Origin of the sequence: Motilimonas thetidivivens (assembly GCF_046452435.1) — a bacterium.
Lineage (GTDB): Bacteria > Pseudomonadota > Gammaproteobacteria > Enterobacterales > CBDFNC01 > Motilimonas.
This window is the reverse complement of record NZ_JBKFDK010000005.1, coordinates 149,151-164,169: the sequence shown is the minus strand read 5'-3', so window position 1 is coordinate 164,169 and position 15,019 is coordinate 149,151. Positions and strand designations below refer to the sequence as shown.

General features: G+C 46.0%; 16 protein-coding genes. 5 read left to right on the top strand and 11 right to left on the bottom strand.

Going from position 1 to position 15,019, the window contains the following annotated elements:
- The 10 genes from tolA to ACK8OT_RS05990 all read right to left on the bottom strand — a co-directional run bounded on the left by tolA (position 1) and on the right by ACK8OT_RS05990 (position 8,202).
- Positions 1 to 1,137, bottom strand: coding sequence for a cell envelope integrity protein TolA (gene tolA / locus ACK8OT_RS06035; protein WP_410195596.1), 1,137 nt, complete (start codon positions 1,135 to 1,137; stop codon positions 1 to 3).
- A gap of 11 nt (positions 1,138 to 1,148) precedes the next feature.
- Positions 1,149 to 1,586, bottom strand: coding sequence for a protein TolR (gene tolR, locus ACK8OT_RS06030; protein WP_410195630.1), 438 nt, complete (start codon positions 1,584 to 1,586; stop codon positions 1,149 to 1,151).
- A complete protein-coding gene (tolQ, locus tag ACK8OT_RS06025; protein ID WP_410195629.1) occupies positions 1,586 to 2,266 on the bottom strand; it encodes a protein TolQ in 681 nt (226 codons plus the stop codon). Before tolQ ends, tolR begins: the two co-directional genes overlap by 1 nt.
- Before the next feature lie 289 nt (positions 2,267 to 2,555).
- Positions 2,556 to 3,566 carry a Holliday junction branch migration DNA helicase RuvB gene (gene ruvB / locus ACK8OT_RS06020; RefSeq protein ID WP_410195595.1) on the bottom strand — a complete coding sequence of 337 codons (1,011 nt, stop codon included), beginning with the start codon at positions 3,564 to 3,566 and terminating at the stop codon, positions 2,556 to 2,558.
- A gap of 82 nt (positions 3,567 to 3,648) precedes the next feature.
- Positions 3,649 to 4,263 (bottom strand): Holliday junction branch migration protein RuvA, encoded by a 615-nt coding sequence (ruvA, locus tag ACK8OT_RS06015; protein ID WP_410195594.1) that lies wholly within the window; start codon positions 4,261 to 4,263, stop codon positions 3,649 to 3,651.
- Between the two features lie 79 nt (positions 4,264 to 4,342).
- Positions 4,343 to 4,864: a crossover junction endodeoxyribonuclease RuvC gene (ruvC, locus tag ACK8OT_RS06010; protein ID WP_410195593.1), complete on the bottom strand. Its 522-nt coding sequence runs from the start codon at positions 4,862 to 4,864 to the stop codon at positions 4,343 to 4,345.
- A 68-nt stretch (positions 4,865 to 4,932) separates the two neighbouring features.
- A complete protein-coding gene (locus ACK8OT_RS06005) occupies positions 4,933 to 5,679 on the bottom strand; it encodes a YebC/PmpR family DNA-binding transcriptional regulator (RefSeq protein WP_410195592.1) in 747 nt (248 codons plus the stop codon).
- Between the two features lie 13 nt (positions 5,680 to 5,692).
- Entirely contained in the window at positions 5,693 to 6,118 is a 426-nt protein-coding gene (nudB, locus tag ACK8OT_RS06000) for a dihydroneopterin triphosphate diphosphatase (RefSeq protein WP_410195591.1), read from the bottom strand.
- Between the two features lie 4 nt (positions 6,119 to 6,122).
- Positions 6,123 to 7,916: an aspartate--tRNA ligase gene (aspS, locus tag ACK8OT_RS05995; RefSeq protein WP_410195590.1), complete on the bottom strand. Its 1,794-nt coding sequence runs from the start codon at positions 7,914 to 7,916 to the stop codon at positions 6,123 to 6,125.
- A gap of 70 nt (positions 7,917 to 7,986) precedes the next feature.
- Positions 7,987 to 8,202: an FmdB family zinc ribbon protein gene (locus tag ACK8OT_RS05990; protein ID WP_410195589.1), complete on the bottom strand. Its 216-nt coding sequence runs from the start codon at positions 8,200 to 8,202 to the stop codon at positions 7,987 to 7,989.
- Positions 8,203 to 8,303: 101 nt separating this feature from the next.
- Here ACK8OT_RS05990 and ACK8OT_RS05985 point away from each other — a divergent pair, with 101 nt between their 5' ends.
- Positions 8,304 to 9,170, top strand: coding sequence for a DUF72 domain-containing protein (locus ACK8OT_RS05985; RefSeq protein WP_410195588.1), 867 nt, complete (start codon positions 8,304 to 8,306; stop codon positions 9,168 to 9,170).
- Between the two features lie 34 nt (positions 9,171 to 9,204).
- Here the strand turns inward: ACK8OT_RS05985 and ACK8OT_RS05980 are convergent, their stop codons facing one another.
- A complete protein-coding gene (locus ACK8OT_RS05980; RefSeq protein WP_410195587.1) occupies positions 9,205 to 10,518 on the bottom strand; it encodes a CDC27 family protein in 1,314 nt (437 codons plus the stop codon).
- Positions 10,519 to 10,813: 295 nt separating this feature from the next.
- On the opposite strand from ACK8OT_RS05980, the gene cmoA reads away from it, so the two are divergent.
- From cmoA to ACK8OT_RS05960, 4 genes are all read left to right on the top strand, one after another.
- On the top strand, positions 10,814 to 11,542 hold the full coding sequence (gene cmoA, locus ACK8OT_RS05975; protein WP_410195586.1) for a carboxy-S-adenosyl-L-methionine synthase CmoA: 729 nt from the start codon (positions 10,814 to 10,816) through the stop codon (positions 11,540 to 11,542).
- A 38-nt stretch (positions 11,543 to 11,580) separates the two neighbouring features.
- Positions 11,581 to 12,570 (top strand): tRNA 5-methoxyuridine(34)/uridine 5-oxyacetic acid(34) synthase CmoB, encoded by a 990-nt coding sequence (gene cmoB / locus ACK8OT_RS05970; RefSeq protein ID WP_410195585.1) that lies wholly within the window; start codon positions 11,581 to 11,583, stop codon positions 12,568 to 12,570.
- Positions 12,571 to 12,667: 97 nt separating this feature from the next.
- A complete protein-coding gene (locus tag ACK8OT_RS05965) occupies positions 12,668 to 13,435 on the top strand; it encodes an ATP-dependent zinc protease family protein (protein ID WP_410195584.1) in 768 nt (255 codons plus the stop codon).
- Positions 13,436 to 13,507: 72 nt separating this feature from the next.
- Complete coding sequence (locus tag ACK8OT_RS05960) at positions 13,508 to 15,019, top strand: inactive transglutaminase family protein (protein WP_410195583.1); 1,512 nt, start codon at positions 13,508 to 13,510, stop codon at positions 15,017 to 15,019.

Here is a 15,019-nt window from a genome sequence, read left to right as displayed (position 1 = left end):
TTATGGCTCTAAACGCAAATTAAAATCTTTAAATTCAGCTAACACAGCTGGATCCTTAGGTACAGGTAAAGTATTAGCTCGGTTAACCGCCGCGATTGCCGAACGACAAACCTGAGCATCCCCTTCAACCCGCTTGGTGCCAATCACTAAACCACTATTGGTCAAACGGATATTAAGTAAGCAATGCTTGCCTTTCCAGCCTGATTCAACGTGCCAGTTTCGCTCTACCTTACTTTTAATTAGCGCCGTGTATTTATCCTTTTCCGATAGCTGGTGCGACGTTAAAGCACTGGTTTGTTCCGCGGCAAACTCAGCAGCCATTAACGCTTCTAGCTCGGCTTTACGCTTGGCTTCCTCTGCTTGACGCGCACGCTCTGCGGCTTCTTTCTCTGCTTTTTCTTTTGCTTTGCGGGCCTCTTCCTGCTGGCGTTTTTTCTCAGCTTCGGCTTGTTTGGCCGCTTCTTCGGCTGCTTTTTTTTCTTCCTCGGCCTTACGAGCCTCTTCTAACTTACGCTGCTTCTCAGCCTCGGCTTTTTTGGCAGCCTCTTCAGCGGCTTTTTGCTCAGCAGCCGCTTTCGCGGCGGCTTCTTCTGCTGCTTTTCGCTGTGCTTCTTTTTCCTTGCGTGCTTGCTCGGCTTGCAGGGCTTTTTGCTCAGCCTCTTTGCGTTCAGCTTCTTTTTGCTGTTGCACACGCTGCGCTTCAAGGGCTGCCTCTTCGGCTAACTTCTGCTCGGCTTGTTTTGCTGCAACCTCGGCAGCAGCCGCCGCAGCGGCTTGCTCGGCAGCAATACGCTCTTGTTCTTTCGCCGCCCGTTGTTTTTCTAATTCTTCTACTTTTTTCTGCTCTGCCAATTGTCGCTCACGCTCTTGCTCAGCAAGCTCTTTCACCCGCTCTAGCTCTTCATTGGCAGCCGCGATACGCTCAGCCTCTTCTCTTCTTTTTTCGGCTTCACGTTGCTTAATCTTGCTTACTTGCGCATCAACCACAGACTGATCAACGACCACGGCATTGATCGCTGATCCCGATGGCGGTGGTGTAGGCTCTTTTTTAAAATCAATGCCAATAATAAACACCAGCAGTAATACTACATGCAGCGCACAGGCAATAATAAAAGGTACCCCAAATCGAGACTTCACGGCTTTCCCTGCTATTTTTGTTCTTGTGGCTGAGTCATAAGGCCAACAGACGGCACCCCAGCTTGTTGTAATAACACCATTAATCTAACAACTTGCTCATAAGCAACCGCGCCATCGCCTTTGACCACGACCGGCACTCCCGGCTCGAGTTGCAGGTGCGCTTGCACCATGGTTGTCAGTTCACTGTCTGACAATGCCGTTTCACTGTTATCGCCCACGTCAAGAAAGTAGTTGCCATCAATATCCACCGAGGCCACCAGTGGTGGTTTAGAATCTTCGGATAAGGATTCCGCTTCGGCGGTTTGCGGTAAGTCGACCTTAACCCCTTGGGTAATGATAGGTACTGTCGCCATAAAAATAATCAGCAATACCAGCATCACGTCGATGTAAGGGACTACGTTTATTTCAGCAACTGGGCGTCGATGTTTACGTTGGTAACCGCCATGCATCATGCTTGGCTCCCCTGCTCGCTCATGGATTGACGTTGCAAGATAGAAGTAAACTCTTCCATAAAGTTAGCATAGCTGTTTTCTAATCGGCCTACCTGATGAGAAAAGCGGTTGTATGCAATAACGGCGGGGATCGCCGCAAATAATCCCATGGCGGTAGCGATAAGGGCTTCGGCGATACCAGGCGCAACCATACTTAATGTGGCTTGTTGCACCTCACCTAAGGCGATAAAGGCTGTCATGATCCCCCACACCGTACCAAATAGACCGATATAAGGACTGATTGAGCCTATGGTCGCCAAGGTAGGCAGTGAAGATTCAAGTTCGTCAATTTCACGAGACAAGGTGACGCGCATTGCACGGTATGTCCCTTCCATAACGGTTTCAGGGGTTCTTCCCACAGATTTGTGCAAGCGAATGTATTCTTTAAACCCTGCATGGAATAATTTTTCACTGCCTTGGAGTGAATCGCGGCGCACCGCACTCTCTTGATAAAGCTTAGATAAATCAATGCCAGACCAGAATCTGTCTTCAAAACGGTTTACCGCTTTTAGCGCCGCTTTTAATGCCTTATTGCGCTGGAAAATAATCGTCCAAGACGCTAACGACATAGCAAGCAACATCAGCATTACCGCTTTTACCAAAAAACTAGCTTGTGAAATCAAGCCAATAAACGACATATCTGCGTGCACTAAATGATTCTCCTCTATCAATCTTTGCTTGCGCTAATGCTTCCCCTGCGAAGTTCTGCATTAGCAATCAAGAGCCATAAGCTAATCATACATGGCTCAGAAAATTTGGCGCCAATATAACCGAGCTTTAGCCAATAGAATACGACTTACAGCCTAAAATTTATTTGACCTGACCGCAAATAAAAAAAGATTCATATTCGATGGGGATCTTGTGTAAAAACAATTAACAACCTCTAACAACAAAATCCCATCAGGGGTTTAAGCCATCTGCAGCTTGTTAATTGCGACTTGGTTTATCAAATCCCAAATGATCATAGGCTCGGTCGGTGGCAATTCGCCCTCGCGGTGTGCGTTGTAAAAAGCCTTGTTGAATTAAATACGGCTCAAGCACATCTTCGATGGTTTCACGCTCTTCACCTATGGCTGCAGCTAGGTTATCTAACCCAACTGGCCCGCCCATAAATTTATCAATAATGGCTTCAAGTAACTTTCTATCCATTAAATCAAAACCTTGGTTATCTACTTCCAACATATCTAAGGCTGCTTTAGCGGCGCTTTGATTAACCACACCGGCGTGTTTCACCTCGGCGTAATCACGTACCCGACGTAATAAACGGTTAGCAATACGCGGCGTACCACGCGAGCGTCTGGCCACTTCAACACAGGCTTCTCTGTCCATGTTAAGCGCCAAAAAGTGAGCGCTACGCTCAACAATCGAGGTCAGCGCAGTCACATCATAAAACTCAAGGCGTTGTACTATGCCAAACCGATCGCGCAGAGGCGATGTGAGCGAGCCCGCTCTGGTCGTCGCACCAATCAAGGTAAATGGCGGTAAATCTAGTTTAATTGAGCGCGCCGCTGGGCCTTCGCCGATCATAATGTCGAGCTGATAATCCTCCATGGCGGGATAGAGGATCTCTTCTACCATAGGGCTAAGGCGATGAATTTCATCAATAAACAGAACATCATTAGGCTCTAAATTAGTCAGTAAGGCGGCTAAATCGCCCGCTTTTTCTAATACCGGGCCAGAGGTGGTTTTAATATTCACCTCCAACTCGTTGGCCACAATATTGGCTAAGGTGGTTTTCCCCAGCCCCGGTGGACCAAAAATCAACAGGTGGTCGAGGGCTTCTTGACGCCGTCTGGCCGCCTCAATAAAGATCTCCATCTGACTCTTAACTTGCTCTTGACCCGTATAGTCCTGTAGCAGTTTGGGTCTTATGGCGCGATCAACCACCTCTTCTTGTAAGGTGGCGCTACTGCTAATCAGTCTATCCGCTTCTATCATGATATATTCACTGCTTATTTATTAGAGACTTAGTTTTTGGTTGCAGGCGATGGTTGCTAACTATAGTTGCTAACTAGGGTTATTAGGCCATGCTTCTTAAAGCATCACGGATCAAGCTCTCACAGCTAGCGCCGTCAGTGTAAACTTGTTTAACCATGCTCTCGGCTTGAGCGGCTTTATAACCAAGGGAAATCAGCGCACCAATGGCTTCGCTCTTTTCATCCGTAGCACTCACACCGCTTTCACTGCCCGTTGTAACAGGCATAGCTGGATTGAATAAATCAGCCCCAACCCAACCCTTAAGGCGATCTTTCATCTCCACCAGCAAGCGCTCTGCGGTTTTCTTACCCACCCCCGGCAACTTCACCAAACCGGTTACGTTATTATCTTCAATACATTGCACAAACTGATTGGCCGTCATGCCAGATAAGATAGCCAAAGCTAATTTTGGCCCGACACCATTAACTTTAATTAACTCGCGAAACATGGCGCGTTCTAATTTGTCGGTAAAGCCATACAGTAACTGGGCATCTTCACGCACCACAAAATGGGTGTAAACAATCGCTTCTTGGCCCGGCTCAGGCAAATGATAAAACGAGCTCATCGGCAGTTGGACTTCATATCCTACCCCAGCCACCTCTATTAAAATTTCCGGTGCTTGCTTGTCTATTATGATGCCTCTGAGTCTTCCAATCACGACCTTTACCCTGTCTTTGCAAAAACGCTAGGATAAAAAACAACTGGATAAACATCCAGATATTTTTCCATTTTTACACTTACCGTAAGCGGCCACGCACGGTTTTGCGCACCTTACCCGCCATGGCTATCAAGCTACTTTGCGTCGCGCCATGACACATGGCCACCGCTAACGCATCGGCCGCATCCGCCTGTGGAGTCCCATCTAGCTTGAGGATGTGCTGCACCATATGCTGCACTTGCTCTTTTTTAGCGCCGCCCGTGCCAACCACGGCTTGTTTGATTTGCCGCGCCGAATATTCAGCCACAGGCAGTGCCTGATTGGTTGCGGCAACGATGGCCACACCGCGAGCTTGACCCAGCTTTAACGCCGAATCAGGGTTTTTCGCCATAAACACTTGCTCAATCGCAAACTGATCTGGCTTGTATTGCAAAATGATTTCCGTGATGCCGTTGTATATCGTGTGCAATCTGGGCGCTAGCTCGTCTCCTTGAGTGCGAATACACCCGCTCATCACATATTCAAATTTGCCATGCAGATGCCGTACTAAACCAAAACCTGTGATCCTTGAGCCGGGGTCGATCCCCAAAATTAACGCCATTAATTTGCCTTGTAAAAAGTGACATAAAAAAAGGAGCCTGACGCCCCTTATGTCTTTATCTGACTAGTTTATTCCAAGCTAGCGGCGACTTCATCGGATATATCACCGTTGTGATAAACCTCTTGTACATCGTCATCATCTTCGAGCATATCGATTAGACGCATAAACTTAGGTGCGGTATCAAGATCCAGCTCAGCCTTAGTCGATGGCACCATGGTCACTTCTGCGTTAAGGGCAACCAGTTCACAGGCATCGAGGGCATCTTTCACCGAGCCAAAGTCTTCGGGTGCTGTGTAAACCTCAAATGAACCATCATCATGGCTGATCACATCTTCCGCGCCGGCTTCAAGGGCGGCTTCCATCAGCTGATCTTCATCAACCTCTTCGCCGTAGGCAATCACCCCTTTTTTCTCAAATAAATAAGCAACCGAGCCGTCGGTACCTAAATTGCCACCGGCTTTACTAAAGGCATGACGCACACTGGCCACGGTGCGATTGCGATTATCCGTCATGGTTTCTACCATCACGGCGGTGCCGCCAGGGCCATAACCTTCATAGATAATGGTTTCTAATTCTTGACCATCCAGCTCACCTGCACCGCGTTTCACCGCGCGATCGACCGTGTCTCGCGTCATGTTATTAGACAGGGCTTTGTCGATTGCAGCGCGCAATCTTGGATTCGAATCGGGATCTGAGCCACCTTCACGTGATGCCACGGTTAACTCGCGGATCAGTTTAGTGAAAATTTTACCGCGTTTGGCATCTTGTGCCGCTTTACGGTGCTTGATATTGGCCCATTTACTGTGACCTGCCATATTAGCCTCCGAGTTATTGAGTTAGTTCAAGTAGTACCTGACGATTAGTGGCCGAACTGGCTAATGAAACTGCTTGGTTCAATGGCAACCATTTAAATTCGCTGTGTTCGCTAAGTTGAATATCGCACGTATCAGGTAGAACTAAGGTAAATTGATGTTCTAAGTTGGTGGTTACCCCAGGCGGATAACGCTTGCGCCATAATGGGCGAATGTCATATCTGACTTGTCTTGCTAGATCTAACAAGGGTAAATTTAGCACTTCAATATCGATGCCAGTTTCTTCAAGCACCTCGCGTACGGCCGCTTGGTAGGGCGTTTCGCCATCTTCTAAGCTGCCCGTGACGGATTGCCAAAACTGATCATCATCTAAGCGCCGAAGCAGTAACGCCCTGCCCTGCTTAGTGTAAATCACAACTAATACAGACTCAGGGCGCTTCACGCGATTAACCTTCAGCTTGGTCTGATTCTGGCTCTGCCGATTTAACGACTTCAATACCTAAATCATCTAAAGCAGCTGGGTTAGCGTAACCCGGTGCATTGGTTAATGGACATGCCGCGGTGAGGGTTTTCGGGAACGCCATCACATCACGGATTGAGCTAGCGCCTGTCATCAGCATCACCAAGCGGTCTAAACCAAAAGCTAGGCCGGCATGTGGCGGCGCACCAAACTTCAAGGCTTCAAGTAGGAAACCAAACTTCTCTTCGGCTTCTTCATCGCTAATGCCTAAGATACGGAAGATAGTCGCTTGCATTTTTTGGTCGTAAATACGCACCGAACCACCGCCTAATTCACAGCCGTTAAGCACCATATCGTATGCATCAGATAAGGCATTAGCCGGATCTTTTTCCAACTCTTCAGCGGTTAAGCCAGTCGGCGATGTAAATGGGTGGTGTAGCGGCGTTAAGTCACCGTTTGGTAGCTCTTCAAACATTGGGAAATCAACAACCCACAACGGCTTCCATTCGTCTTTGGTTAGGCCTAAATCTTCACCCACTTTCAAACGCAGTGCACCCATGGCTTCAGCAACCACGTTGGCTTTATCTGCACCAAATAGAATGATGTCACCGTCTTTGGCATTAGTACGCTCAAGTATTGCGGCAATAATTTCAGGGGTTAAGAACTTAGCAATCGGAGATTGAATACCGTCAGCGCCCTTAGCCACTTCATTCACCTTGATCCAAGCTAAGCCCTTAGCGCCATAAATGGTGACAAACTTACCGTAGTCATCAATGTTCTTGCGCGAAAGTGACGCTCCGCCCGGTACACATAAAACCGCGACGCGGCCTTTTTCATCGTTAGCAGGGCCTGAGAACACTTGGAATTCAACGTCTTTCAGTAAGTCCGCAACGTCGACTAATTCCATTGGGTTACGTAAGTCTGGCTTGTCAGAGCCAAAACGGCGCATCGCTTCGGCGTAAGTCATGCGCGGGAACTCACCTAAATCCACTTGCAGCAAGTCTTGGAACAGCTGACGGATCATCGACTCGGTAACCGTCATCACTTGCTCGGCGCTCATAAATGAGGTTTCGATATCGATTTGGGTAAACTCAGGTTGACGGTCGGCGCGTAAGTCTTCGTCGCGGAAACACTTAACAATTTGGTAGTAACGATCAAGACCTGCCATCATCAACAATTGCTTGAATAGCTGTGGTGATTGTGGCAGCGCAAAAAAACGACCGTTATGGGTACGGCTTGGTACTAAGTAGTCACGCGCCCCTTCCGGCGTAGCCTTGGTTAGCATAGGTGTTTCGATATCTAGGAAACCATTATCATCAAGGAAGCGACGCACTGAGCTGGTCACGCGAGCACGAAACTTAATTTTTTCCGCCATGTCAGGACGGCGCAAATCAAGGTAGCGATACTTTAGGCGCTGCTCTTCACTGTTGTTCTGATAGTTATCCAGTGATAGTGGCAGCGGCGCTGATTTGCTTAGAATTTCCAGCTCGGTACCTAAAATTTCAATGCCGCCAGTGCGCATGTCTTTATTTACTTGGCTTTGTGGACGTGGACGCACCTTACCTGTCACCTTGACACAAAATTCACTGCGCAAGCTGCTTGCACGCTCAAACACCTCGGCTAAATCGGGATCGTAAACCACTTGTACTAGGCCTTCGCGATCACGCAAATCAAGGAAAATAACGCCACCTAAATCGCGACGCTTGTTTACCCAGCCTACTAATTCTACTTGTTGTTCAATATGTTGTTCGTTTACTTCGCCGCAATATAGGGTGCGCATGCTTGTTCGTTCCTATTCTAGGTTTGGTTCAGTTGCTGCTGGTGATTGGCTTCAATCACCCAGCAAAAAATTAAGATTCTTTCGCTGCTAAATTCTTTTTGTTACCGGTTTTAAAATCGGTTTCATACCAGCCTTTGCCGCCTAAGCGAAATCCTGGCGCTGAAATTAGCTTAGTTAATGCAGGCTCGTTGCACTCTGGACAATCCTTTAAAGGGTCGTCGCTGATGCGTTGGAGTTTTTCTAACTCATGCTCACAAGCCTGACAGCGATATTCATAAATCGGCATGATCTATCTCTACTGCTTATCTTTTTGCATTTACTTAATGCGACTATTTCGCATCAGTGAAAACGCGTTATTATAATGGAAAAGCAAGGCAAGGGTAAATCGTGCAAGGCGCATCATCTCACACAAATTTACGTATCGGTATGGCTATGTGGTCAGAGCCGGCTTGGCAAGCGCGTTTAGTCAGACAAAATCAGCCAAAGCAAAGCGCTTTATTTCATTACAGCCGCGTGTTTAATACGGTTGAAGGCAATACCACCTTTTATGCCCTGCCCACTCCGGCAACAGTCACTAAGTGGCAACAAGATACGCCCGATGATTTCAAGTTCAGCTTAAAGCTGCCGCAAACCATTTCTCACCAAAAACGATTATGTGGCGTGAGCCAAGAGCTAACCGAGTTTTTTAATTTATTTGCCCCACTGCAACACAAAATTGGCTTAATCAAGCTGCAACTCCCCGCCAGCTTTGGCCCCGAGGATCTTCCCATCCTGTTAAGTTTTCTTTCGCAACTGCCCCAAGATTGGCAATATGGGGTGGAAGTACGCCACTTAGCCTATTTTGCAAAGGGTGAAGTAGAAAAACGCCTCAATGGTTTTTTAATCGAACACAAGATCAACCGGATCATTATGGACTCTCGCCCCGTGTTTTTGGCCGATGCCAGCAACCCGATTATTCAACACGGGCAAAGCCAAAAACCTAAGGTGCCTGTTCACGCCATTGCCACCAGCCAGCACCCGGTGATCCGCTTTATCGGTGATATCGAACTTGAAAATAATCGCGCCCTATTTTTTCCTTGGGTAAAAACCATCAAACAATGGCTAGCGCAAGGAAAATCGCCCTATTTATACATACACACGGCGGACAACATTCACGCCCCAGAATTAGCCAAGATGTTTGCGCTGATGCTAGGCGAGCCAGCTAGCTGGTTTAACTTGCCTGAGCCCGAGTTTAATCAATTGGATATGTTTTAACGGACCACGTACTTTTATCTTGCTTGCCATAGCTTTAGAAGGCACATGTTAAATTTTGTTTACTCCAGCTCAGATCACGCTCTTCACATGATGCACCTTGTTTACATAGGTTAACGAAGCGTTTAGCGGCATCAACATAGCGACAATCTTTTAACATGTAGCGCGATGCCATTAAAAAATACCACGCTCGTTCGTCAGAAGGCTTTAACTCGGCAGCATAACGATAAGCAATCTCAGCACTTTGGTAATCTTTTTCATTATAAAAAAACAACTTGCCTTGCAAGCGGTATAAAGAATGCGACATCACTCCATATTGAGCAATTTGCCCTAAGTCAGCCAATGCTTCGCTGGGCCGTTCTATACGAGAGTAGATTCTAGCTCTTATCGCTAACGCTTTCGGTAATAAGGGCTCTAATGATAAGGCCCGATTGGCATTCTCAAGTCCTTGTCGATACTGCTTTTGGTTAAAATAAGTCCAAGCAAGCCCAACTAGGGCATCGGTATTCATTTTATCTAATTCAAGTGAACGCTGATAAAGCATCTCTGCTTTATCATAATTTTTTGAAGCACTTAAAATGCGCGCCTTTAGATTTAAGTAGCTCATTGTTTCACCATATTGAAAAGCCTTTTGAAGATGGCCAAGCGCGCTATCTTTATCGCTATGCTTTCGCCATGCAATCTCAGCAGCAGCGTAATCCTGATAGCCAATTAAAACCCTCAAGTTAGACCAATCCTTGCTTTCGATTTCCATCTGCTGGGAAAAATCCATCAGTGCTTTCATGGAGCCCCCCCATTTTGGCGAAATTGCAGTGGCATAATTCCAATGTAGTAGGAATGAATTTGGAGTCTGCCGTTTCGCTTGTTGGTATAGGCGCTTAATTTCATCAGAATCGCCAGTGAGCATAGCCAAATTAATAAGATAGGCCCAAGCATGGGATAATTTTGGTTCCAGTACAGTTACTCTGGTTAGGTATGCAGTAGCCTTAGTTTGGTAGGACTTCATATATCTAACTTGTATCGCGCTGGTATTGCCAATGTAATCAGCCCCTCTATTTAGCCAAGCTAAATGATGATAGTAAATGCCGGCCGCTAGGTGTGCTTGCCAAGTATTAGGCTGCTTTTTCAACCAAGCACTAATCAAATCTTCAAGAGCGAGGTCACTTAATGCGAAGGGTTGAAGAACTTGTCCAAACTCACGCTCAGAAATCCCTCCCTCTCTAAAGTTTAAAAACATGGTTTCAAGCTCCTGGTTAAGACGGGGGTATCTCTTAGCTTTAAGGTCTGACAAAATTTCTGCAGGCCAAGCTGAGCTAGTGAAAAAGCAAAATAATAGAAAAAAATATCTCATGAGTCAGAACCTAGTTATTACTAAAAGTGAGAAAGCATTATCAATGACTCCAACCATTAAAAACAATAATATCAACAAGGGTTTTTGATGTACTTTTCATTAAAGAGCCAATCAGAAATTATTCCTGTTCCTATATTTGCCGCTAAATTTCAGCAATGAGGGGGGGTGTCAGAAGCTCGGCAATTGCATTCAGACGTTAATAAGCGACCAACCGATTCAGAAATTAATCCCTAAGGTATTTCACAATGGCAGACGCTTTGATTAAAATACGCCCCCTAGCAAAAGGGAGAGCCCGATGAAACACAAAGACACGATTTTTGCCGCCCCCGTTGAACAAATGGGTAATTTTACCTTTGATGAAAAAGTGGCCGAAGTGTTTCCTGACATGATTAAGCGTTCAGTGCCGGGTTATTCCAATATCATTTCGGCCATTGGCATGATCACCGCACGCTTTGCCAAGCCAAATACGCAACTTTATGATCTCGGCTGCTCCTTAGGCGCAGCGACCCTCGAAATGCGTCGCAATTTAACCCAGCCTAACTGTGAGATCATTGGCGTAGATAACTCAAGCGCCATGGTTGAGCGCTGCCAATTGCATGTGGATGCGTTTCGCAGTGATGTGCCCGTGAGCATTATGTGTCAAGACATCTGCGATATTGAGATCAGCAATGCAAGTATCGTGGTACTCAATTTCACCTTGCAGTTTATTGAAAAAAGTAAACGCCATGCCCTGATCGAGAAAATCTACCAAGGTTTAGTGCCTGGTGGCGTATTGGTATTATCGGAAAAGTTCCACTTTGACAACGACATCACCCACGACTTCTTGTTTGAACTGCACCATGACTTTAAGCGTGCAAATGGCTACAGCGAACTTGAAATCAGTCAAAAACGCAGTGCTCTCGAAGACGTCATGGTGCCTGATACCATAGAGCAGAATAAGCAGCGCTTATATCAAGCAGGGTTTAGCAACGTCGACATGTGGTTCCAGTGCTTTAACTTCGGCTCTATGGTAGCCATTAAATAAACCCATAATAATAACAATAAGGTATTTGAGGTAACTAAGTGCAGATTGATTTTAATAACTTTTATCAGCAAATTGCGAAAAATCGGCTGAGCCATTGGTTAACGACCTTACCAGCACAATTAGCCCTATGGCAGCAAGAAAACCTAAGAGGGGAATTTCCGAGTTGGCAGAAAGTACTGAAAAAGTTCCCGCCAATCGAAACCCAACATATTAACCTCAAAGATCAGGTTAGCGTAGGTCAACTGGGTGAGTTACCTCAAGGTGAACAAGCCAAATTAGCCAATTTATTAGGCAAATTTCATCCTTGGCGCAAAGGCCCCTACACGGTTCACGGCGTCCATATTGATACTGAATGGCGCTCCGACTTTAAATGGGATCGTTTGTTGCCGCATATCAGCCCACTTAAATATCGCTATGTGCTCGATGTGGGCTGTGGTAATGGCTATCATATGTGGCGCATGTTAGGTGAAGGGGCCGAGTTTGTGGTGGGCGTTGATCCCTCGCAATTGTTTCTATGCCAATTTGAAACCATTCGCCATTTTGCCAACAACAACCAAAATGTGCATTTATTGCCGCTCGGTATTCAAGAGCTGCCAGAGCTAAAAGCGTTTGATACGGTATTTTCAATGGGCGTGCTGTACCATCGTAAATCGCCTATCGATCACATCTTACAGCTCAAATCTCAGTTAGTTCCCGGCGGCGAACTGGTATTGGAAACGATTGTTATCGATGGCGGTCCAAATGATGTGCTGGTCCCAGCTGATCGTTACGCCAAAATGCGTAACATCTGGTTTATCCCAAGTGCACAGGCCTTAAAAGGCTGGGTTGAGAAGTGTGATTTTGAAGATGTACGTATCGTCGACATTAGTGAAACCACGGTAGCAGAGCAGCGCAGCACGCAATGGATGAAAAATGAGTCGCTGACAGATTTTCTTGACCCGTATGATCCAAGTTTGACCATTGAAGGTCATCCTGCGCCGAAAAGAGCCGTGATTATCGCGCGTAATCCAGAAAAACGGTTAAGCTAAAATAAATATGCCCGTACCACTTGTAGTTTAGTGGTATTTGCCTTAGTTTTGCCCACTAGTTGAGTTCTAAAAAGTGTGACCTTGTTAGGAAAAAAATATGTTTAAAAAAAGTGTGTTAGCGACATCAATACTGCTCTTAACCGCATGTGCAAGTAATCAAGAAGCAACACCGACCGTTTCACCCGAGCAATTAAATTCTGCGCTCGCTCAAAATCAACAAATCATCATTGCGCAATGCCAACAAATAAACCAAACATTGACCACCGAACTTGAGCAATTACGTCAGCAGCAAAGCCTGCAATTACAAGACGTAAAAAACACCTTTATTGCTGAAAATAAAAAGCAAAAGGTAGTCGTGGCCCCTGCACCACTGCCTGCGCCTAAATGTGAGAAGCCACCTGAGTCAAAAAATGCGGTAATCGAAGGTACCAAAGCGGATAAAGTGATTGTGGGTGAAGAAGAATGGGTACACATTTCGCCGCCAAAAATCAATTTGCTTGCTCGCGTCGATACCGGAGCGGCCGTTTCTTCTATTCACGCGGTTAATGTTACCGAATTTGAGCGCGATGGCGAAAAGTGGGTTAAATTTGAAATAGCCCATGAAGAAAGCGAACCCGCGGTTACCGTGGAAAGAAAAATTGTTCGCTACTCTAATATTCGACAATCAAGCAGCGATGAAACAGAGCGACGTCCTGTTGTTAAACTGAACATACGTTTAGGCAGTATTAAGGAATCCGCTGAGTTTACTTTAGCTAACCGTGGGCAAATGAATTATCCCGTGTTACTTGGACGTGAATTCTTAAAGGATATCACTCTGGTTGATCCTGGTAAGCAGCAAATACATCCAGAATTTAAACCAAATTAATTTTCAGGCGAGCTTTTAGCTCGCCTTACTTTTATTATCATTTAATTAAACTAGCAGGATCATTTTTTTACTATGGCCTCAAAAACCCCGTTTTATATTCTCGTTACCTTATTATTTGTGACAGGTCTCGCCCTAACCATCCAACGCCATGTGGCTTTTGAAGTGCCACTAACCCCAGGGGTCAAACGCACGGTATGGTCGGTGGATGCCAAAATCGAATTTGTTGCTAATGGGGGAGCGGTTAAAGCATCCCTCGCCACGCCGATAAGCCAACCTGGTTTTACACTATTACATCAAAATGCAGCCTCACCTGGTTATGGTCTTAACTTTATTCAAAAAGACAATATGCCGCGTGCTGAATGGACCATACGTGAAGCCACAGGAACCCAAGAGCTCTTCTATAAAGTTCAATTGTTAGAAGACGACAATACCGATCTCGGTGGTCTTGCAGCCATTCCTGAAGTAACGTCACCAGAATGGGTTGAACCCTACGGCACCGCTGCTGAGCAACTCACTTTAGACGTGACCCAACGAAGCGCAGATGCGTTTAGTTATACCCGTGAATTGCTGAAACAATTCGCCAGTAATGATCTTAGCCAAAATGCCGAGCTATTATTGAGCAGTGAGCCAGATCGCTCATATTTAGTCGTGAAGCTGCTTAATCAAGCCAATATCAGCGCTCGTGTTGTTGGCGGTCTTAAGCTCGAAGATGGCCGTCGCCGCCAGCCTCTTAATGCCTTTGTTCAAGTGTACGAAGGGGAGCAATGGCTATTATTCGATGCCAAAACAGGTAAAGAAGCTAATCGTGAAAACTTGCTGCTTTGGGAACAGACGGACTCATCATTACTGGATTTAGAAGGCGGCTACAACTCGTTAGTGACCTTCTCTATGATCAAACAAGAGCAGCCAGCTCTGATGGCGGTAAAAGAGAAATTGAGCAGCCAAGATTTACTTAACTTCTCAATCCAAAGTCTACCAATTGAAGAACAGGCACTATTTAAAGGCATTTTATTGATTCCATTTGGTGTGCTTGTTGTGGTGTTAATGCGCGTTATCGTGGGATTAAAAACATCCGGTACCTTTATGCCGGTGTTAATTGCCATGGCCTTTATTCAAACTAGCCTACTAACGGGCCTAATAGGCTTTATCTTAGTTGTCGGCACTGGCTTGATCATTCGCTCGTATTTGTCACGTCTCAATCTACTGCTGGTGTCGCGAATATCCGCCGTTATTATCATGGTTATATTGATGATCGGCTTATTCTCGGTGGTCTCGTACAAGGTAGGCTTAAGTGAAGGCCTTAAGATCACCTTCTTCCCGATGATTATTTTATCTTGGACCATAGAGCGCATGTCTGTGTTATGGGAAGAAGAAGGCGCCAAAGAGGTACTGCGTCAAGGCGGTGGTAGCTTATTGGTTGCGGTACTAGCCTACCTTGCAATGAATAATGACTATGTACGCCATATTACCTTTAACTTCCTTGGCTTACAGCTAATCATCATGTCACTAGTACTGCTGTTAGGTAGCTATACAGGTTATCGCTTATCTGAATTACGCCGCTTTAAATCTATGGTGGAGAAGTAA